The sequence below is a fragment of the Ralstonia sp. RRA genome (assembly GCF_037023145.1).
In the GTDB taxonomy this organism is placed as follows: domain Bacteria; phylum Pseudomonadota; class Gammaproteobacteria; order Burkholderiales; family Burkholderiaceae; genus Ralstonia.
In genome coordinates, this window is the sequence record NZ_CP146091.1 from 1 (window position 1) to 19507 (window position 19507).

Annotated in this window: 16 protein-coding genes; 11 read left to right on the forward strand and 5 right to left on the reverse strand. The window is 61.1% G+C overall.

From position 1 onward, the window contains the following. Positions 1-30 precede the first annotated feature (30 nt). The 4 genes from dnaA to V6657_RS00020 all read left to right on the forward strand — a co-directional run bounded on the left by dnaA (position 31) and on the right by V6657_RS00020 (position 6611). A complete protein-coding gene (gene dnaA, locus V6657_RS00005) occupies positions 31-1632 on the forward strand; it encodes a chromosomal replication initiator protein DnaA (RefSeq protein ID WP_048934416.1) in 1602 nt (533 codons plus the stop codon). Between the two features lie 286 nt (positions 1633-1918). After that, positions 1919-3034, forward strand: coding sequence for a DNA polymerase III subunit beta (dnaN, locus tag V6657_RS00010; protein WP_048934417.1), 1116 nt, complete (start codon positions 1919-1921; stop codon positions 3032-3034). A gap of 149 nt (positions 3035-3183) precedes the next feature. After that, a complete protein-coding gene (gene gyrB, locus V6657_RS00015) occupies positions 3184-5721 on the forward strand; it encodes a DNA topoisomerase (ATP-hydrolyzing) subunit B (protein ID WP_048934418.1) in 2538 nt (845 codons plus the stop codon). Between the two features lie 8 nt (positions 5722-5729). Further along, positions 5730-6611 (forward strand): DUF3800 domain-containing protein, encoded by an 882-nt coding sequence (locus tag V6657_RS00020; RefSeq protein WP_338754740.1) that lies wholly within the window; start codon positions 5730-5732, stop codon positions 6609-6611. Positions 6612-6872: 261 nt separating this feature from the next. Here V6657_RS00020 and V6657_RS00025 read toward each other — a convergent pair whose 3' ends face one another. The 4 genes from V6657_RS00025 to V6657_RS00040 form a co-directional block, all read right to left on the reverse strand. Next, complete coding sequence (locus V6657_RS00025) at positions 6873-7280, reverse strand: very short patch repair endonuclease (protein ID WP_048934420.1); 408 nt, start codon at positions 7278-7280, stop codon at positions 6873-6875. A gap of 12 nt (positions 7281-7292) precedes the next feature. Further along, the gene (locus V6657_RS00030; protein ID WP_048934421.1) at positions 7293-9374 is read right to left on the reverse strand and encodes a hypothetical protein; all 2082 of its coding nucleotides are present in this window, start codon (positions 9372-9374) and stop codon (positions 7293-7295) included. Continuing rightward, entirely contained in the window at positions 9371-11002 is a 1632-nt protein-coding gene (locus tag V6657_RS00035) for an ATP-binding protein (protein ID WP_082170224.1), read from the reverse strand. The genes V6657_RS00030 and V6657_RS00035 overlap by 4 nt, the downstream gene beginning before the upstream one ends. Positions 11003-11119: 117 nt before the next feature. Then, entirely contained in the window at positions 11120-12238 is a 1119-nt protein-coding gene (locus V6657_RS00040) for a DNA cytosine methyltransferase (RefSeq protein ID WP_048934423.1), read from the reverse strand. An 846-nt stretch (positions 12239-13084) separates the two neighbouring features. On the opposite strand from V6657_RS00040, the gene V6657_RS00045 reads away from it, so the two are divergent. Then, positions 13085-13360 carry a hypothetical protein gene (locus V6657_RS00045; RefSeq protein WP_048934424.1) on the forward strand — a complete coding sequence of 92 codons (276 nt, stop codon included), beginning with the start codon at positions 13085-13087 and terminating at the stop codon, positions 13358-13360. A 43-nt stretch (positions 13361-13403) separates the two neighbouring features. Here the strand turns inward: V6657_RS00045 and V6657_RS00050 are convergent, their stop codons facing one another. Then, positions 13404-13772 carry a 5-carboxymethyl-2-hydroxymuconate Delta-isomerase gene (locus tag V6657_RS00050; protein ID WP_048934486.1) on the reverse strand — a complete coding sequence of 123 codons (369 nt, stop codon included), beginning with the start codon at positions 13770-13772 and terminating at the stop codon, positions 13404-13406. Positions 13773-14057: 285 nt separating this feature from the next. Between V6657_RS00050 and V6657_RS00055 the strand changes: the two genes are divergently transcribed. The 6 genes from V6657_RS00055 to V6657_RS00080 all read left to right on the forward strand — a co-directional run bounded on the left by V6657_RS00055 (position 14058) and on the right by V6657_RS00080 (position 19371). Further along, on the forward strand, positions 14058-15257 hold the full coding sequence (locus V6657_RS00055; RefSeq protein WP_048934425.1) for a DUF2252 family protein: 1200 nt from the start codon (positions 14058-14060) through the stop codon (positions 15255-15257). 329 nt (positions 15258-15586) lie between these two features. Continuing rightward, positions 15587-16363, forward strand: a complete 777-nt coding sequence (locus V6657_RS00060; RefSeq protein WP_048934426.1) for an FCD domain-containing protein — start codon at positions 15587-15589, stop codon at positions 16361-16363. Continuing rightward, complete coding sequence (locus V6657_RS00065) at positions 16360-17187, forward strand: transporter substrate-binding domain-containing protein (RefSeq protein WP_048934427.1); 828 nt, start codon at positions 16360-16362, stop codon at positions 17185-17187. Before V6657_RS00060 ends, V6657_RS00065 begins: the two co-directional genes overlap by 4 nt. Positions 17188-17271: 84 nt before the next feature. Beyond that, complete coding sequence (locus tag V6657_RS00070; protein ID WP_048934428.1) at positions 17272-17997, forward strand: amino acid ABC transporter permease; 726 nt, start codon at positions 17272-17274, stop codon at positions 17995-17997. Beyond that, entirely contained in the window at positions 17994-18647 is a 654-nt protein-coding gene (locus tag V6657_RS00075; RefSeq protein WP_048934429.1) for an amino acid ABC transporter permease, read from the forward strand. Before V6657_RS00070 ends, V6657_RS00075 begins: the two co-directional genes overlap by 4 nt. Then, positions 18634-19371, forward strand: a complete 738-nt coding sequence (locus V6657_RS00080) for an amino acid ABC transporter ATP-binding protein (RefSeq protein ID WP_048934430.1) — start codon at positions 18634-18636, stop codon at positions 19369-19371. The genes V6657_RS00075 and V6657_RS00080 overlap by 14 nt, the downstream gene beginning before the upstream one ends. Positions 19372-19507: the final 136 nt, after the last annotated feature.

Consider the following 19507-nt stretch of genomic DNA (forward strand, 5'->3'; position numbering starts at 1 on the left):
GTGGCGCCGGTCAAACAACTAACGATAACGATGCAGGATTTCTGGCATGCGGCATCCGCTCAACTTGAGAGTGAGCTGACGCCGCAACAATTCAAGACGTGGATCAAGCCGCTGACGCCGCTGTCGTTTGACGAACAGGCGTGCACGCTGCGGATTGCTGCGCCTAACCGCTTCAAGCTCGACTGGGTCAAGAGCCAGTTCTCGGGCCGCATCCAGTCGCTCGCGTGTGACTACTGGGAGATGCAGGTCGACGTGCAGTTCGTGCTCGACCCGGCCGCCGGCCAGCGCCAGGCGGCCCAGCAGCCGGCGTTTGCTCCTGCGCCGATGCAGCCGATGGCCGCGCAATCGATTCAGCCGAGGCAGGCGGCGCCCGCCGCCATGCCGGCCGCAAACAGCGCCGCACTGGATGCCGCGGCCATGCGCCCGGCCCCCGCGATGTACCGCGAAAATGCGCTCGCCACGGCCAGCCATGCTGTGGCAGAGATCGACGTGCCCGTAATGGACGCCACCGAGGTGAGTGCCCAGTCGTACCGCATGCCGCCGCAGGCACCTGCCATGGTTACTGGCCTGGCGACGCCGCCGCAGGCGCCCGTGGACGACACCGTGCACGAGCGCTCGCGCCTGAACCAGATCCTCACGTTCGACAACTTCGTCACCGGTAAGGCCAACCAGCTGGCGCGCGCCGCGGCCATCCAGGTCGCCAACAACCCGGGCAAGTCGTACAACCCGCTGTATCTGTACGGCGGCGTGGGCCTCGGTAAGACGCACTTGATCCATGCCATCGGCAACTTCATGCTGATGGAGAATCCGCGCGCACGCATTCGCTACATTCACGCAGAACAGTACGTTTCTGACGTAGTGAAGGCTTACCAGCGCAAGGCGTTTGATGACTTCAAGCGCTACTACCACTCGCTCGATCTGCTGCTGATCGATGACATCCAGTTCTTCTCGGGCAAGAACCGCACGCAGGAAGAATTCTTCTATGCGTTCGAGGCGCTGATCGCCAACCGCGCGCAGGTCATCATCACCAGCGATACGTATCCGAAAGAGATCACCGGGATTGATGACCGCCTGATCTCGCGGTTCGACTCCGGTTTGACGGTGGCCATCGAGCCGCCCGAGCTGGAAATGCGCGTCGCCATTCTGATGAAGAAGGCGCAGGCCGAGAATGTGACCGTGCCGGAAGAGGTGGCCTTCTTCGTGGCCAAGCACCTGCGTTCGAACGTGCGTGAGCTGGAGGGCGCGCTGCGCAAGATCCTGGCGTACTCCAACTTCCACGGCAAAGAGATCACGATCGAGGTCACGCGCGAGGCGCTCAAGGATCTGCTGACCGTGCAGAACCGCCAGATCTCGGTGGAGAACATCCAGAAGACCTGCGCGGATTTCTACAACATCAAGGTCGCGGACATGTACTCCAAGAAGCGGCCGGCCAACATCGCGCGCCCGCGCCAGATCGCCATGTATCTGGCCAAGGAACTGACGCAGAAGAGCCTGCCGGAAATTGGCGAGCTGTTCGGCGGACGCGATCACACCACGGTGCTGCACGCGGTGCGCAAGATTGCCGACGAGCGTACCAAGGACGCCCAGCTCAACCACGAACTGCACGTGCTGGAGCAAACGCTCAAGGGTTGATGGCGCATCGCGCTGCCGCGTGCCACCAAGGCGCATGGCAGCGCCATCTGCCCAGAATTTGCCGCATGCAAACGCCCGCTCGAACGCGGGCGTCTTTTCATGCACAATAGACATATTTGCCGCGCGCGCGACGCTATCCAGCGCCCCCTTCTTTGCGGTATAATTTGTGATTAACCCCTTGATTTACAACAACTTTGGGGTTAATCGCGAATGCTCCTGCAGGCACAGGCCATGAGGGGCGCGCGCGGTGTCACCCCAAACTGCATACACTGCAAGGATCGCCTTCATGCAATTGGTCAAAACCTCGCGAGACAACCTGCTGCGTCCGCTGCAAATCGTGAGCGGCATCGTGGAACGCCGTCACACGCTGCCCATCCTGGCCAATCTGCTCATCACCAAGAAGGGTGAACGGGTTTCCTTCCTGTCCACCGACATCGAAATCCAGATCACCACGCACGCCGATTGCGGCGCCGGCGCCGGCGACATTGCCACCACCGTGGCCGCCCGAAAGCTGGTCGACATCCTGCGTGCCATGCCTGACGGCGAAGTGGCCCTCACGCTCAACGACAAGCGCATGACGGTGCAATCCGGCAAGAGCCGCTTTGCACTGCAGACGCTGGCCGCCGAAGAATTCCCGACCGTGGCCGAGGCAACCGACTTTGGCGCGCGCATCACCCTGCCGCAGAAGACGCTCAAGCACCTGCTGGCGATGGTGCACTTTGCGATGGCCCAGCAGGACATCCGCTACTACCTCAACGGCATGCTGCTGGTGGTGGATGGCAAGCAAGTCATGGCCGTCGCCACCGATGGCCACCGACTGGCCTACTGCGGCGTGGAAACGGGCGAACAACCGGCAGGCGCCGGCGGCCGCCACGAAGTCATCATCCCGCGCAAGACCATCCTTGAGCTGCAACGCCTGCTGGAAGACGTGGACGATCCCGTCTCGGTGCAACTGGCGTCGAACCAGGTCAAGTTCACCTTCGGCAATATCGAACTGATCTCCAAGCTGGTCGAAGGCAAGTTCCCGGATTTCCAGCGCGTGATCCCGAAGGGTTACCGCAACAGCTTCACGATTGACCGCACGTTCCTGCAAAGCGCACTGCAGCGTACGGCCATCCTGACCACCGACAAGTTCAAGGGCGTGCGCTGCATGCTCGACACCAACGTCCTCAAGATCAGCTCCACCAACGCTGACCAGGAAGAAGCGCAGGAAGAACTCGAAATCGACTACCAGGGCGATGCGCTGGATATCGGCTTCAACGTGACCTACCTGCTGGACGTGCTGGCCAACCTCAAGGCCGAAAAGGTGCAGGTGAGCCTGGGCGACTCCAACTCGAGCGCGCTCATCACCCTGCCCGACGACGACACCTTCAAGTACGTCGTCATGCCGATGCGCATTTGACGAGGCTTTTCCCAAAGCCGCTCGAACAAACCATCGAGAGCAAGACGAGGGGCTGGATCGAAAAGATCCGCCCCTTCGCCGTTTTTAAGCAACCCCGCTGTGTGCACTGAAGCCACCATTTCCGTGCCCACGGCAGCGAGCAGAACGACATGACCGAAGAGCAGAAACCGCAATCCACCCCCGCCGAGGCCAGCAGCTCCAACAGCTACGACGCCGCCTCGATCCAGATCCTGGAAGGCCTGGAGGCGGTACGCAAGCGGCCGGGCATGTACATCGGCGACACGTCCGACGGCACCGGTCTGCACCACCTCGTGTTCGAGGTGCTGGACAACTCCATCGACGAAGCGCTGGCCGGGCATTGCACCGAAATCCAGGTCACCATCCACACGGACAACTCCATCTCCGTGATCGACAACGGCCGCGGCATCCCGACCGGCATCAAGTTTGACGACAAGCACGAGCCCAAGCGCAGCGCGACCGAGATCGCCATGACCGAGCTGCACGCCGGTGGCAAGTTCAACCAGAACAGCTACAAGGTGTCGGGTGGCCTGCACGGCGTGGGTGTGTCGTGCGTGAACGGTCTGTCGAAGTGGATGAAGGTGACCGTCCGCCAGAATGGCAAGGTGCACCACATCGAGTTTGCGCAGGGCATTCCGCAAAACCGCCTGATCGAAACGGTGCAAGCGCCGGACGGCACGATGGTGGAGGTCTCCCCGCTGCACGTGACGGGCACGACCGACAAGCGCGGCACCGAAGTGCACTTCCTGGCCGACGAAGAAATCTTCACCAACGTCGAATACCACTACGAGATCCTCTCCAAGCGCATCCGCGAACTCTCGTTCCTGAACAACGGCGTGCACATCCGCCTGACGGACCAGCGCACCGGCAAGGAAGAAGACTTCGCCTTCTCGGGCGGCGTGAAGGGCTTTGTTGAGTACATCAACAAGAACAAGACCGTGCTGCACCCGACCATCTTCTTTGCCGCTGGCGAGAAAGACGGCGTGGCCGTGGAAGTGTCGATGCAGTGGAACGACGCCTACAACGAGCAGGTGCTCTGCTTCACCAACAACATCCCACAGCGCGACGGCGGCACCCACCTCACGGGCCTGCGCGCCGCCATGACGCGCGTCATCAACAAGTACATCACCGACAACGAGATCGCCAAGAAGGCCAAGGTCGACACCTCGGGCGACGACATGCGCGAAGGCCTGACCTGCGTGCTGTCGGTCAAGGTGCCGGAGCCCAAGTTCAGCTCGCAGACCAAGGACAAGCTCGTCTCGTCTGAAGTGCGCTTGCCGGTGGAAGAGGTCGTGGCCAAGGCGCTGACCGACTTCCTGCTGGAAACGCCGGTGGACGCCAAGATCATCTGCGGCAAGATCGTCGAAGCTGCCCGCGCGCGTGAAGCTGCCCGCAAGGCCCGCGAAATGACGCGCCGCAAGGGCGTGCTCGACGGCATGGGCCTGCCCGGCAAGCTGGCCGACTGCCAGGAGAAAGACCCCGCGCTGTCTGAACTCTTCATCGTCGAGGGTGACTCCGCAGGCGGCTCTGCCAAGCAGGGCCGCGACCGCAAGTTCCAGGCGATCCTGCCGCTCAAGGGCAAGATCCTGAACGTCGAGCGCGCGCGCTTTGACAAGATGCTCTCCAGCCAGGAAGTGCTCACGCTCATCACCGCGCTTGGCACCGGCATTGGCAAGGACGACTACAACCTCGACAAGCTGCGCTACCACCGCATCATCATCATGACCGATGCTGACGTGGACGGCTCGCACATCCGCACGCTGCTGCTCACGTTCTTCTACCGCCAGATGCCCGAGATCATCGAGCGCGGCCACGTGTACATCGCCCAGCCGCCGCTCTACAAGATCAAGCACGGCAAGGAGGAGCGCTACATCAAAGACGACGTCGAGATGGCCGCCTACCTGGTGCGCCAGGCGCTGGACACCGCCGTGCTGGTGCGTGCCGACGGCACCGAGATTGCCGGCGACGCCCTGGCCGAACTCGCACGCCAGTACCAGTTGAGCCGCGGCGTGATCGAGCGCCTATCCCGCGTGATTGACGCCGACGCCCTGCGCGCCATTGCCGAAGGCGTGGTGCTGGACCTCAGCAGCGAAGCCGCCGCCGAGGCATCCGCCCGCACGCTCAAGGCCCGCCTGCTGGAAATGCAAGGCAACGCCAGCAGCGCCAACGGCGGCGCCACCGCGGACGCCTTCATGCAGTACGACGAGAAGAGCGAGAAGTACCGCGTGATGGTCGTGCGCCGCCAGCACGGCAACCAGCGCCTCAGCCACATCGACGCCGACTTCGTGGCCGGCGCCGACTACGCTGCGCTGTCGGGCACTGCCGCCACCTTCCAGGGCCTGATTGGCGAAGGCGCCAAGGTGCGCCGCGGCACCGGCGACAAGGTGCGCGAGCAGAACGTTGCCGACTTCCACGCCGCCATGACGTGGCTGCTGAGTGAGGCCGAGCGCGGCGTGAGCCGCCAGCGCTACAAGGGTCTGGGCGAAATGAACCCCGAGCAGCTGTGGGAAACCACCATGGACGTCACCCAGCGCCGCCTGCTGCGCGTGCAGATTGAAGACGCCATTGCGGCGGACCAGATCTTTACGACGCTGATGGGGGATGACGTGGAACCGCGTCGGAACTTCATTGAGAGCAATGCGTTGGTGGCGCGGAATATTGATGTTTGAGCGTTGCGTTGACTGAGACGAAAGCGGCAGCATCAATGGGAGCCGACAACACCACTGATCCTCAACAGTTCTCGCTGTTTGACGTTGAGCCGCCCGCAGCGGTCGAGGCCGTCGAAGAGGCGGCGTCGCCGGCAGGGCGATTCAGCAACTTTGTGGTGTACGTGGATGAGAGCGGAGACCATGGTTTGCAGACCCTGGATCCCAACTATCCTGTTTTCGTGCTCGCGTTCTGTGTGTTCTACAAGCGGCACTACAGCGAGAAGGTCGTCCCGGCACTCCACAAGCTCAAGTTCAACCACTTTGGCCACGATTCGGTGGTGCTGCACGAGCATGAGATTCGCAAGGAGAAAGGTGTCTTCAAGTTCACCAACCGGCAGCATAAGCACCGGTTCCTCTCTGAGCTGACGGACATCATCGAGGTCAGCAACTTCATTCTGATCAGCTGCGTGATCGACAAGATGAAGCTGCGCAATCAGGGTAATACGGATGGCAACCCATATCATCTAGCGTTGGGGTTCTGCCTTGAGACCTTGCACGAGCTGATGCAGGAGAAGAATCAGGACGGCGCTCTCACGCATGTGATTGTCGAATGCCGGGGCAAGAAGGAAGACAACGAGCTAGAGTTGGAATTTCGCCGCATCTGTGACGGCGCGAACCGGCTGGGCATCTCCCTGCCATTCGACATCGTCTTTGCGGACAAGAAGGTGGATTCGCCAGGGCTGCAGTTAGCTGACTTGGTGGCGCGCCCGGTAGGCATGCATGTGCTGCGTCCGGATCAGGAAAACCGAGCCTTTGAAGTGCTTAAGCGCAAATTTTTCTGCAGTGGCGGACGTGAGCGCTTGGGGGAGGGCTTCGAGAATTGGGGGTTGAAGATTTTTCCACCCCAGTAAAGCGAAAGGCCCCGATGAAACTCACCGAGGCCTAGACGCCGACCGGGAACTCCCAGTCCACTTGGGCGCGAGTTTAACTAACGGTTTGCTGCTTGACAAGAAAAATCGCTTGTCAAGTGCCGCCAGCGTTGCTTGCTTGGCGGCTCTGTCGCCGGCTCATGTGAGCGGCGAGGACAAGCAGGTTTGCGAGCGGAACCGTAATGCTTGTCGAGAGGCTGTGTCTGCTAACAAGTTGCGCAAAAGCCCCCGATCAGCGTTCACTCAGAAGGTTAGGTAGAGCTTGATGCGTTCGGAAAGCGCCTCTCGATCGGCGAGTTCGCATTCCCAAATTACAAGTGGTTCCCAACCCATCGACCGGTAGGTCGCCATCGTTAGCTCATCGCGCTTGATATTTTCGGCAAATTTTTTCGCCCAGTATGCTTGGTTGCTTCGGGGTAGCGTCGACCGTTTGCAGTTCTGATGACGATGCCAGAAGCAACCGTGAATGAAAATCGCTTTCTTCCGTGACTTGATAGCGAGATCCGGCCTCCCAGGCAAGTCCTTAACGTTTACTCGAAAGCGAAAGCCGAGGGCGTACGCGGTTCGGCGAACAACGAGTTCGGGCTTCGTGTCTCGAGACCTAACTGCTCGCATGACTTCTGAGCGTTTTTCCCGCGAGACCTTATCCATCTCGATAGCCTGTTATTGGGGACCCTTCAGGCGACGCTCTTCCTGCATTGCATCAACCCAAGCTTTGAGCTCACCACGCGTCCATGGGCGAATCTTGAGTCGGCGCCTTTGCGCCGCATTCAAGTATTTTGCGAGGTTCCAGTCCATGAACTCCGAGACTCGGTCGCGCAATTCATTTGCGAATCGCTTAACCAGCTCGTGGCTTCTAACAAGAATCGAAGGAAGAAGGTCGATATGCCCTCTGTTATACATTGAATGATCGTCGTCTACTTGAAAGCCGACCGTGCTGAGGGCGGAAATAGCACGCTCCAAGTGCTCAGAACAGAGGGCATCGGGGAAAGCGTTTGATTCCTCGGTTGAATGAGGAACAATAAACTCCATTCGAGATAGAACTTCGCTGCTGTCAAGTCGTTGGAAGGCGCCGAGGTAGAACCCGGCATACCAAACATTGCGCAGCATCTGTATATAGGGGTCGCTGCGAGGTTGAAGTGTTCGCCACCAGATATCCTCCTCCGTGGCTTCGAGCATATCTTTGTCGCGAGCGCGCTCGGCTTTCCGGATCAACTTCTCATGTGGCAAGTTTCCTGGCGTGCGCGAGTAATTTCGACTCAAGTTCGATGTTGCGTGGAACGGTCGCAGCACCAGTGCTGTGCGCAGCCATACCTCTTCGCGTGCTCTACCGGCTGTAAGGATTCTGGATAGAAGCGCTTGATCGAAAAGTTGATTCATCTCGGTCAGTGACCATGCCGAGAGTTGTGTCGCTTTGGAATTAGATGCTAATTGACCTAGGAAATAGTTGATCACGGGGCCGTACACTCGCATCTGCGCGTTTTTTACGACGCCGAGAACTGTTTGTCGGTCAATCTGGCAGTTCTTCGCGATACTCCACGATGCATCAATCAAATCGCGAACGATACGCCCATAGGAATTTTGCTGGCCATAGTGACTAGGATCGCGATCGTGCGGCACGATTGTGCCATCGCGAATTACTACCTCCGCGGGCGGAACCTCTACATTGTGAGGCAGCATTGTCCATCTACCCATCACATTCAAAGTGGCCCGGCACTCGAGAAGGTCCATTGCGTTCCAGGTCGAATGCATGTACTCCGAATCGGTCAGATCCGGGTAGAACATTTTCGCCATGATGGAATAGCGATTGTCCTTTTGCTGCATATCTTCCGGCTTTTCCGGTAGGCGCATGTAGACTGGCCTATGCTGATTGCCAATCGGCATATCGCGATTCAGTATGCCTGCAGCAGTATTGATGGACACTTGAGGGGAGTGGCCAAATGCGAAGTCTCCGCCTGCGCCATCCAGCGATAACAGTCCGCCTACCGTCGATCCGTCGACGCCGGCAATTAGCAACGAGGTGTCTGCTGGAGGCATGTTCGCCGGACGAACCATCATCCCTGGCTCGATTCTGCGAGCAATTTCTTCGCGAAGGACTTCAATGTCGTAGTAAGCATCTGGTGCCCGACCTTGTGATACCGCCTCTGCGGCCACGTCGATATTGACCGGCAGAGCGATGGCCTCCCCCGATAGTCCCAAGCCGTCTTTGCACAACGCAATCAGCGTCGCATGACATGCCTCGGCGGACCGCCGCATGTTGGGCAAATGGGGTGCGCCTCCCGTGCTGGCGCGCTCCCGTACATAATCCTTGACTTCGCAGAGAAGGTTGTCCGCGTAAGACGCAATTGCTTCGACGAACAGCTCCTGCGCGTCTTTTTGAGAGAGTCGCTCACGCGCCTCGACCCATACTGGCTCGGGAATATCTCGAATTTGTCGTGACGATTCACGATATGCGGTCAGCGCTGACAACGGGAATTCCGGGTCGACAATCGCAACGATATGCTCCTCGTCCAACCAGGTGGCATCGTCGTCGATTTTTGCCCAGTAAATCGTTCGGCTCCCACTCTTGTCCGCGCTGAGTCGACCGCTATGCGTGAGTCGACGACCAAGATTAAAGTACGCTTCTTCAGAGACATCGTCACCGCGTGCTAGCGCCGCCTGATAAGCGTCCTGCGCGGTGGTGCCCCCCGGCGCACGAGCCAATTCGAGAAACAGTTCTTGGCGCTCCTTAGGTGTAAGGCTCATTCCATCTCCCGTTTGTTCTTGGTGCGACCGGAGAAGACGGGGGGGGTCGAACCGCCAACTGGGGTCTTGCGTTCGCGGACCTTGAGGATAAACCCATGTCGAATCATTTCGCTGGACCCCGTTACGGCGCACACGCCGCGCGGAAGCTTTGGCAGGGCAGCCAGTAAATCGTCCCCCAAGTCCGCTGAAATGCCTCCGATAGCTTGTAGCTGATCGCGCTCCAGCGCAAACACAAAGCGTGTTTGCAAGCGTTTCAGAATACTGCGATCTAGGTCTGCCGGTGACTGGCTTGCCAGAATCAGTCCTGTGCGGACGTGGCGCCCCATGCGAGCAAGCTCGTAGAGCACCTGGGTGCTTACAACATTCTCATTGGCGGGTGCGACTGTATGTGCCTCATCTATATAGAGGACTGCAAACCAGTGCTTTTCGCTCTCGGTCGCGTCTACGCTTAATGAGCGCTGCGCCATCGTTCTGCCATGTCGCTGGAGAGTACGCGCCGCCGCAGCAGCAATTAGGCGCGTCTGCTCGACCGTCAAGTAGCGGCAGTCTAGGACGATAAGGCGGTTCTTTTTTAATTCTTCAACAAAGTCGAAACGCTCCCCAATCAAAGGGTTGGACGACAACGCTTTGACGCGACTGATGGCTGTGTTGACCGTCGGTTTCTTGAGGTCGAGTGATTCTGCGCGCAGCGCCATTTCTGCACACAAATCGTCGAAAGTGAAATCTTTGCCCGAACGCTTAGACTGACCGCGCAAATGGTCATGTGCAAGCTCAATAAGTTCCGCGTATTGCGTGCCCGGCTGCACGTTCGGTGCAATGTCAATTAGCTCAGATGGGGTCAAAAGGGATAGTGGCAGGCCAAACCGACTTTTATCTGGCAAGGTAATGCAGTTGCCGCCAAGGCTGCGCGCAGCCTCAATAGTCTCGCCATTGACATCCAAGATCAGCATTGGGACATTCCAGGCTGATAATTCCTCTACGAGCACGCCCGAGAAGTAGCTCTTGCCCTTGCCGGGATTTCCGAACACACCAACATGCATTTGCGCGATGTCGCTTTTGAGTGTGATCGGTGCGGGTTGCGGGCCAAAAAGGGTGCCCAAATCCAATCCGCCGTCCGGGTTCGGCAGGGCGCCGAGCGCACGTTGACAAAGGGCAATTGGGACAAGAACTACTGGATCCCCTGCCCGGCATAGAGTCTCGGGCGCGCGCTCACCAACTACACGCCACTCCTCTTGGTCTTCTTCGACATCGAATTCTTCCATTGTTTCGCATATCGCGATGCGAAACACTCGAGTGGAAACGCCTTCTCGGGCGTAGCCTTGTCCGAGCCCAAGACGCTTACGTGCGTTAGCTAGTTCCGGCTCCTCGCTAGGATTGCGCTCAAAACAGTCACTGACCTGCGCAATCGTCATAATCTTTTTGTTGCGACGGCCATGCCAAACTGCCAGGAGTTGACCCGGCTTAACCTCGATCTCTGGCTCCAGTTGACACGCCAACCGGTTGAAGGATGGGCTTTCGTTGTAGTCGACGATGGAGCCGACTAAGACTAACGAGTTTGGTAGCGCCGGATTGGCATCAGCACGGAAATCGTGAGGAACCAGCTCCGGAAGCGAGGTAGCGGATGACATTGGAACTCCCAAGGGGTGAGCTAACAACTAACAATCTAGTGTTAGTTGTTAGTGATGTCAAGTCCGCGTGCTCGCCTGGGGATTCGTAAAACTGCTTACTCCTTTAGGAGGGGGGGCTTATTCCAGCGCTCGGCGAATCGAACGGTACGTGGCGTTAGCTAACTCGGCGTCGAGGGCGTTGCCAACCAAGGTGGCGTTGCTTTGCAGCGCGCCGCCCAGGAATTTGAAGTCATCGGGGAATCCCTGCAGTCGTGCGCCTTCGCGCAGGGTAATGGCGCGATTGGCTGTTGGATGCCAATAACGTCCGCTGCCGGCATTGGAGAAATACGTCGTAATTGTCCGCGCTAAGCCGTATCGATGTAATCGAGCGTATGCCGCACCGTAGTAGCTTTTTACCGTCCTTCTGCGGCCGCCCTCTTCCACATCCCTCATCGCTTCCAGTATGTTTGTACCGTGAGTCCAGGGCACATGGCCTAGCGCAGAGGCTTCGGCGCTCCCTTCCCTTGGCAATCCAGCGATTGCATCTTCGAATGTTGGGATAGGACTCGTTCTACCGACCCTATGGAGGGTTGGTTGTAACACCAAGGCTACGCGGCGCGCGCTTGATGTGGTTCCGATTAGATCGTCATCGAGGTCGTCGTAGTCGCGCAGCGACTGGGATACGTAATCGAAATAGCGTCCTCGAGGCAGATGTGTCGGCTCCGGCAGCGATGGGGCGACATTTAAATCGTTGCGGAGAGCGATCATCACCAGGCGATGTCGCGATTGTGCGCTACCGTACAAGGCAGCATTCAATACGCCAGCGGTCCACGAGTACCCTGCGCACTCTAGAATTCCCATTGCCTTTTTGAAGTGCGGGGAGATTCCGGCAAGCGGCACGTTTTCCATGCCGATGGCTAGCGGCTGGAGTGCCGCGGCCATCTGGGCAAAGTGCACCACGTGATCGTTGCGCGGATCAGTTTGGTCACGCTCCCCGCTTTCACTGAAGCCCTGGCATGGCGGGCACCCAAGCAGAATATCAATTTGAGCGCCGGCAAGCGTGCGGAGCGAGTCAGGTCGCAGGTTGCCTAAGTCTGCATGCTGGTAGTTGGCACGTTTGAAGTTGTGCAGGTACGTGAGGCGAGCGTGCTCGTTCCAATCGACCAGGAGGCCTACATTCGCGCGTCGCCAGCGACGAAATGGTGCGGACGCTCGCCCTGTTCCTGCGTACAACTCAACGACGTTCAACTTCCGCATGCGTGCACTCATGACAATTTTTGCATATAATTTTATGCATTATGCGAAAAGAGCGCAATGCCCGCAAAGAAGAAGTTTTGTCTCTTGATGAGGCAAAGGTCCTGCTATCTCAACTGGGGGATATGAACCTGCGCCAAGAGGACATTCACAGAGCGACCCGGATTAGCCAGAGTCAAATTAGTCGCCTTATCGCAGGTGATTTTAAGCGCGTGCAAGGAAATGCGCTTAAATTATGCAAATATGCAAAGGAAGCTCAATCTCTCCAGAAACCCCCGCAGGCATCAGATATCGAGCGCGAAATCATTGAGTGTGCGCTGGGTCTTTGGGATCGCACAGAGAGTTCCGGGTTTCGCGTGCTTACACTCCTACAGGCGCTACGTGCTCTTCTGGCGGGGCGGTAGGGACGCTGCACTGGATCTCTGCACATCCCAGTTCCTAAAAGTTGATTCGAGAGGGTGGTCGGAAGGCGGCAACTGCCGTAACGAGGCGTCGCTGGCTCGACGTCAGAAATGGAGGAGCCTCCACAACCCTAGTCGCTATAATTCCCCCGCTGCCGCACCAACGGCAGCCGGGTTTGGCGACCCGACATACTCACAACGAGCGTCCGCTTGGCGGATACGCTCGGGCTCACTCGCGCAATGCCTCCCATGGCGGGCCGGGTGGGGAGACCCTCGGGTCTGCCGGTTGCCGTGAGTACCGGTTCGCCAACCCTGCCGTCGGGCCCGCCACCTCGTTTGGCGACGATTGGCGGGCCTCCAATCCTACTCACGGAGGCTCTATGCCTATTGCTTCGTATCCCTCCCCACCGTTGTATTGCCCCTGTCCTCGCAATTCAGGAGGCACCCAATGACCCCCACCCAACGCCGAACCTACCTAACCGGCGCCCTGGCCGCGCGCGACTACCTCCGCCGCACGCAAGCCGATCTGCGCATCCATCGTGAACTCCGCCCCGACACCCTGCGCTTGGCGCTGGCCCACACCAGCATCCACGCGCCGGAATATCGGGCGGGCTTTCTGGATGGCATCGGCGCCTTCGTGTCGATGGTGTTGGAGGGCTGTCAGATCAACCCTGAAACGTGGGAAGTGCTTACCGCCCTAGAGCGGGCTGGCGAAAGCCAATAACAACAGCAACACGGTCCCCCGAGACGGGCGGGGTGCCCATCCATCAAGCGTGCGCTGCGATGCTCACCTTCGCATACGACTCGCGCGCAATCTCAAGCACTTGCACAGAAAGCTGAAGGTGCACGCCCGCCGGCGCGCTGCACTGCGCTTGCAAGACCGCCAACACACTTGCCGACAGTTCGCGCTGGGTCTCGAGCGGTCGCCCGCTCAAGATCGCGAGGTCTGCGTGTACGAATGCGCGCGGCTCGCTGGAGGTGCCCACGGCAAACGTGTCGCACCGGTGGCTTCGGCTTTTGATGTCCGCCTCTACAAAATGCCCGGTGGCGGCAAGGGCCGTATTGATGGCCAGCAGGGTCGCTTGGGCGTCAAAGGCGTGGAGGTTTGCGGAGTATTCCAGTGTCAGATGGGGCATGGCGTGGCCGTGCTGCACGGCGGTTGTTGGGTGAGTGCGGTCAGATTGTGCTGCAAGCCGTGGGCCCCAGGGCCAACGCCAATTGCCACGGTGGGGGATTCAGAAAACGGCCATCTCGCCCACCGCTTTGCGCCCACCGGCATATCGCGCGGGCTTTCTGGATGGCATCGGCGCCTTCGTGCCAATGGTGCTGGTCGCCCTTGCACCTCACCTTGCAGGCCCTTTTACTGCTAGGGCATGGGCAGACCCACGTGCACCGTTGTGCCCTCAAAACAGGAGGCCGGCATGGCCAGGCAAAAACTCTCCAAAAAAGCCGTCAAGCCCAAAGACCGCGGCTCCGTTCTGATGCGCCTGCGGCAGGCGAAGATGGCCAAGTCCGTGCACGCCTACGTGCGCGGCAGTACCGAGAAGTTCTATGAATGGCTGGCCACCGTGCAGCCGCACCTGCTGCCCGACGGGCCCGATATCTGGATCTGCGGCGACTGCCATGTCGGCAACCTCGGCCCCATTGGCGACATGCGGGGCAGCACGAGCATCCAGATCCGCGATTTTGACCAGACGGTCATCGGCAACCCGGCGCACGACCTCATCCGGCTGGGCGTTTCGTTGGCCACGGCGGCGCGTGGTTCAGACCTGCCCGGCATCGTCACCGCGCGCATGGTCGAAGGCCTGATGACGGGCTACCTCGACGGCATCAACCCGGACGGCGCAATCGCGCTGCCCGAGCGGCCCCCCCCTGTGCACACCGCCATGAAGGCCGCCACGGCCCGCACGTGGAAGCAACTCGCCCGTGATCGGCTGGACGACGCATCCCCGACCATCCCGCTGGGCAAGCGCTTCTGGCCGCTGGCGCGCGAAGAGCTGCGCGAGCTGAAGCAACTGACGCAGCAGCCCGGGCTGCTGGAGCTGGTCGGCCATCTCTACGGCAGTCATCGGGACGACGCGGAAATTGTTGACGCGGCCTATTGGGTCAAAGGCTGCAGTTCGCTCGGCAGGCGGCGCTACGCCGTGTTGCTGTCGGCAAGGGGGTGTGCCGAACGTCCCTACCGTCTGCTCGATTTCAAAGAGGCCGTGGCGCCCGCCGCACCGCGCGCACCGGGGGCAGTCATGCCACGGCACAACGGCGAGCGCGTGGTCACTGGCGCGCGCCACGTCTGCCCCGAATTGGGCAACCGCATGGCGCAGGTTCGCATGCTTGGCACGAGCTTCTTCGTGCGTGAGCTGTTGCCGCAAGACCTCAAGCTCGATGTCGAAACGCTGGACACCCGAGACGCCGTATCGCTGGCCACCAACCTTGGCCACGTGGTGGGCCTGGCCCATGGGCAGCAGATGCCGAGCGATGTGGCACAGGCGTGGCGCCGCGATCTGAAAGCCCGGCACGGCAAATCCATCAACGCGCCGTTCTGGCTCTGGACGTCCATTGTCGATTTGATTGGCCTGCACGAACGGCAATATCTGGAGCACTGCCGCGCGTGGGCGCGGTAGGCGCTATGTGCCTAAGTTGTCTATCGTGCCTGGTGTGGTCCCGCTTCTGGTGACGGCACCAGCGCCGCGCTGCTGCACTGCCATTGCAATGCGAGGTGGGGGCTTGGGTCCCCAAAAACGGGGGGTGTTCCAAACCGGTGCGGCCACGCACCAACTCCAAGCCACGGCTGCCCCAAGCCGTGGCGCATGCCTCGCGCAAGGGCACGGCCCAGGCAATCAACCCGCCGCAGTACCGCACAAAACGCCGCGCATTGCTGCATGGCACAAAACTCGCATAAGCCGTGGGCGACCGGTCAGACCACGACCGGGTCTTTCTCCCATTTCGGCCCATGCACAGCATTCCCTCTTCCGTTGCGCAAGCACTCCAGCAAGGCATCCTGAGCGGCGCTTACCCCAGCGGCAGCCGTCTGCCGCCGCAGCGTGAGCTGGCAGAAAGCCTGGGCGTGAGCCGCGCGTCGTTGCGCGAGGCGCTCACGGTGCTGGAGACATTGGGGCTGGTCGACATCCTGCCCAGCCGGGGCGTGGTGGTGCGCGGCCCGCAGGTGGGCGCCGAGCGGGCAAGTGCCGATCGCCTGCATCGCCCGTTTGCCACGCCGGCGCTGGGCACGCTGTCGCCGCGTCAGTTGATTGAGCTGCGCCTGGTGCTGGAGCCCGGCTGGACGGCGCTGGCCGCCGCGCGCATGCAGGCCGCCGGCCTGCGCCACCTGCAATGGCTGCAGCAGCAGTTGGCCCATGCGCTGGCGCGCAATGACCTGCTGAGCGCGGCCGAGGCGGATTTGCACTTCCACATGCTGCTGGCGCAGTTGTCGGGCAACCCGGGCCTGATGGCGATGGCGGGCCAGTTGGAACACGCCATCGGCCACAGCCTGCGCCTGCCCTTTGCCCGCAACGGCGCAGACGACCACCCCGCGCACGAGCACAACGCCATCGTGCAGGCCATTGCCGCGGGCGATGCCGCCGCCAGCGCAGAGGCCATGCGCGCCCATCTGCTGTCAGCCGCACGCCGCAGCGGTATTGATCTGGCCGCGTCTGATCGCGCGGTGATCGATCCCGTTTCCTTTCGCCTTGTTTCGCCTGTCTCGATTTCTGAAGGAGTTCTTGAATGACCCGCATCGCCGCTTTCTCCCGCTTGCACCACACCTCGCGCCGCACCTTCCTCCACGCCGTCATGGCGGCCAGCGCCGTGGTCGCGTTGCTGCCGGGCCGCCCGGCGCATGCCGATGTGCTGGCCAACATCCAGAAGGCGGGCGTGATCCGCGTGGCGATCCCGAATGACTTTCCGCCGTTCGGCTCGCTGGGGCCGGACCTCAAGCTGCAGGGCTATGACATCGACATGGCCAACCTCGTCGCCAAGGAGCTGGGCGTCAAGGCCGAGCTGGTGCCCGTCACCAGCACCAACCGCATTCCGTTCCTGACCACGGGCAAGGTGGACATCGTCATCTCCAGCCTCGGCAAGAACGCCGAGCGCGCCAAGGTGATCGACTTCACGCAGGCGTATGCGCCGTTCCCCAAGAGCGTGTACGGCCCGAAGGATGCGTCGATCAAGAAGCCGGCGGACCTGGCCGGCAAGACCATCGGCGTGACGCGCGGCTCGACGGAAGACCTGGCCCTCTCGGCCGTGGCGCCGGCCTCGGCCACCATCAAGCGCTATGAAGACAACAACGCCACCGCGCAGAGCTACCTGATCGGCCAGGTGCAGTTGGTGACGGTGGGCAACATCGTGGCCAACGCGGTGAACGAGCGCACGAAGCTGCGCCAGCTCGACCTGAAGTTCCCCGTGGAAGACACGCCCTGCTATGTGGGCGTGGCCAAGGGTGAGCCCGCGCTGCTCGACAAGGTGAACGCCGCCATCACCAAGCTGAAGACAGACGGGCGCCTGAACGATCTGTCGCAGCGCTGGATCAAGATGCCGCTGCCCGCCCAACTGTAAAACCGTAAGCATGTCAGCACGCCAGGCGTGCACGGGCCCGCAGGCTGCGGAGCCCGGGCATGGCTTGGCGCGTGGAGTTTCGTTATGGCTTATCAATTCGACTTTGGCGCGGTGTTCGATTACAGCGGCCAGCTGGCGCAGGGTGTGGGCTTTACGCTCGCGCTCACGGCGGCGGGCGCGGTGGCGGGCGGTGCCATCGGCATTGCCGGCGGCGTGTGCCGCGCTTGGCGCATCCGGCCCTTCAACGCGCTGTTCAAGGTGTATGTGGAGGCCATCCGCAATACGCCGTTCCTCGTCCAGCTCATGTTCGTGTTCTTCGGCTTGCCTTCGCTGGGCGTGCAGATCAACGAGTGGCAGGCGTCCGTACTGACGGTGGTGGTCAACCTGGGCGCGTACATCACCGAGATCGTGCGCGCGGGCATTCAAGAAACACCGCGCGGCCAGTTGGAAGCGGCCAATGCGCTGGCGATGAGCCGCTGGGCGATCTTCCGGCACGTGGTGCTGCGGCCCGCGCTGCAGAAGGTGTGGCCCGCGCTGAGCAGCCAGATCGTGATCGTCATGCTGGGCACGTCGGTGGTCTCGCAGATTGCCGCGCAGGATCTGACCTTTGCCGCCAACTTCATCCAGTCGCGCAACTTCCGCGCGTTTGAAACCTACCTGATCGTCACCGCGCTGTACTTTGCGCTGGCGTTGCTGCTGCGTCAGTTGCTGGCGTGGGTGGGGCAGCGCTTTGTCGTGGTGCGCCGGGTGCCGGTCGGGCCGGTGGCTGCGCGCACCGTCACCACCACCCCTGCGGAGACCGCAGCATGATCGCCGATATCCCTCTGTTGCCGATTCTCCTCAAGCTGGGGGAAGGGCTGCTCGCCACGCTCATGCTGTCGCTCATGGCCTTTGTGCTGGGCGGCACGGCGGGCCTGGTGGTGCTGTTTGCCCGCGTGGGGCGCAACGCCACGCTGCAGCGCGTGAGCAAGGTCTACATCCAGGTCTTTCAGAACACGCCGCTGCTCATGCAGATGTTCCTGGTGTTCTTCGGGGCGTCCATGGCGGGGTTTGAGATGTCGCCGTGGACAGCCGCCGCCATCGGCCTGACGCTGTACACCAGCGCCTACCTGGCCGAGGTGTGGCGCGGCTGTGTGGAAGCCATTCCGCGCGGGCAGTGGGAAGCGTCTTCCAGCCTGGCGATGGGCTATTTCCAGCAGATGCGGCATGTGGTGCTGCCGCAGGCCGTGCGGCTGTCGATTGCGCCCACGGTTGGGTTCTCCGTGCAGATCGTCAAGGGCACGGCGGTGGCGTCCATCATCGGGTTTGAAGATCTGTCCAAGCTGGGCTCGGTGCTGGCCAATGCCACGTTCCAGCCGTTCCTCATCTATGGGCTGGTGGCGCTGGCGTATTTCGCGCTGTGCTGGCCGCTGTCGCTCTGTGCCTCTCATCTGGAAAAGAAGCTCTATGCCGCTCGTTGATCTGTGCGCCGTACACAAGCATTACGGCAACAACCATGTGCTCAAGGGCGTGGACCTGCGCGTCGAAAGCGGCCAGGTGGTCGCCATCATCGGGCGTAGCGGCTCGGGCAAGAGCACGCTGCTGCGGTCCATCAACGGGCTGGAAACCATCGACGACGGCCAGATCGTCGTGGACAACGCGGTGCTCCAGGGCTCGCAGGCCACGCCCGCGCGGTTGCGCGCGCTGCGCCTGAACGTGGGCATGGTGTTTCAGCAGTTCAACCTGTTTCCGCACCTCACGGCGGGTGAGAACGTGGCGCTGTCGCCGGTGGTGGTCAAGGGCATGAAGAAGGCCGAGGCCAATGACCTCGCACGCCAGATGCTGGCCAAGGTGGGCCTGGCGGATAAGTTTGATGCGTACCCCGATCAGCTCAGCGGCGGGCAGCAGCAGCGCGTGGCCATTGCGCGCGCGCTCGCCATGCAGCCGAAGGTGCTGCTGTGCGACGAGATCACCTCCGCGCTGGACCCGGAGCTCGTCAACGAGGTGCTGGCCGTGGTGAAGCAGCTTGCCGCCGAGGGCATGACGCTGATCATGGTCACGCACGAGATGCGCTTCGCGCGGGATGTGGGCGATCAGCTCGTGTTCATGCACCAGGGGCGCATCCATGAAAGCGGCCCCGCCAAGGACGTGTTTGCCAACCCGAAGACGGCGGAGCTGGCGGCGTTCATTGGGGCGGTGCAGTGAGCCTGCGCGCCATGCGTCCACACTAGCCCTCACAGCACCACAGCAAGTCGGTGCCCGTTGCGGGGTGGGGATATCACCCAACGGGTGCCATGCCACGCCCTCGGCGTCGAGCCCGTGCGCGATAGGCCATCTGCGA

Excerpts from the sequence above, each read along its gene's own strand:
- dnaA (WP_048934416.1), top strand. The coding sequence starts at position 31 with ATGCAGGATTTCTGGCATGCGGCATCCGCTCAACTTGAGAGTGAGCTG.
- dnaN (WP_048934417.1), top strand. The coding sequence starts at position 1,919 with ATGCAATTGGTCAAAACCTCGCGAGACAACCTGCTGCGTCCGCTGCAA.
- gyrB (WP_048934418.1), top strand. The coding sequence starts at position 3,184 with ATGACCGAAGAGCAGAAACCGCAATCCACCCCCGCCGAGGCCAGCAGC.
- V6657_RS00025 (WP_048934420.1), bottom strand. The coding sequence starts at position 7,280 with ATGGATAAGGTCTCGCGGGAAAAACGCTCAGAAGTCATGCGAGCAGTT.
- V6657_RS00030 (WP_048934421.1), bottom strand. The coding sequence starts at position 9,374 with ATGAGCCTTACACCTAAGGAGCGCCAAGAACTGTTTCTCGAATTGGCT.
- V6657_RS00035 (WP_082170224.1), bottom strand. The coding sequence starts at position 11,002 with ATGTCATCCGCTACCTCGCTTCCGGAGCTGGTTCCTCACGATTTCCGT.
- V6657_RS00040 (WP_048934423.1), bottom strand. The coding sequence starts at position 12,238 with ATGCGGAAGTTGAACGTCGTTGAGTTGTACGCAGGAACAGGGCGAGCG.
- V6657_RS00045 (WP_048934424.1), top strand. The coding sequence starts at position 13,085 with ATGACCCCCACCCAACGCCGAACCTACCTAACCGGCGCCCTGGCCGCG.
- V6657_RS00050 (WP_048934486.1), bottom strand. The coding sequence starts at position 13,772 with ATGCCCCATCTGACACTGGAATACTCCGCAAACCTCCACGCCTTTGAC.
- V6657_RS00055 (WP_048934425.1), top strand. The coding sequence starts at position 14,058 with ATGGCCAGGCAAAAACTCTCCAAAAAAGCCGTCAAGCCCAAAGACCGC.
- V6657_RS00060 (WP_048934426.1), top strand. The coding sequence starts at position 15,587 with ATGCACAGCATTCCCTCTTCCGTTGCGCAAGCACTCCAGCAAGGCATC.
- V6657_RS00065 (WP_048934427.1), top strand. The coding sequence starts at position 16,360 with ATGACCCGCATCGCCGCTTTCTCCCGCTTGCACCACACCTCGCGCCGC.
- V6657_RS00070 (WP_048934428.1), top strand. The coding sequence starts at position 17,272 with ATGGCTTATCAATTCGACTTTGGCGCGGTGTTCGATTACAGCGGCCAG.
- V6657_RS00075 (WP_048934429.1), top strand. The coding sequence starts at position 17,994 with ATGATCGCCGATATCCCTCTGTTGCCGATTCTCCTCAAGCTGGGGGAA.
- V6657_RS00080 (WP_048934430.1), top strand. The coding sequence starts at position 18,634 with ATGCCGCTCGTTGATCTGTGCGCCGTACACAAGCATTACGGCAACAAC.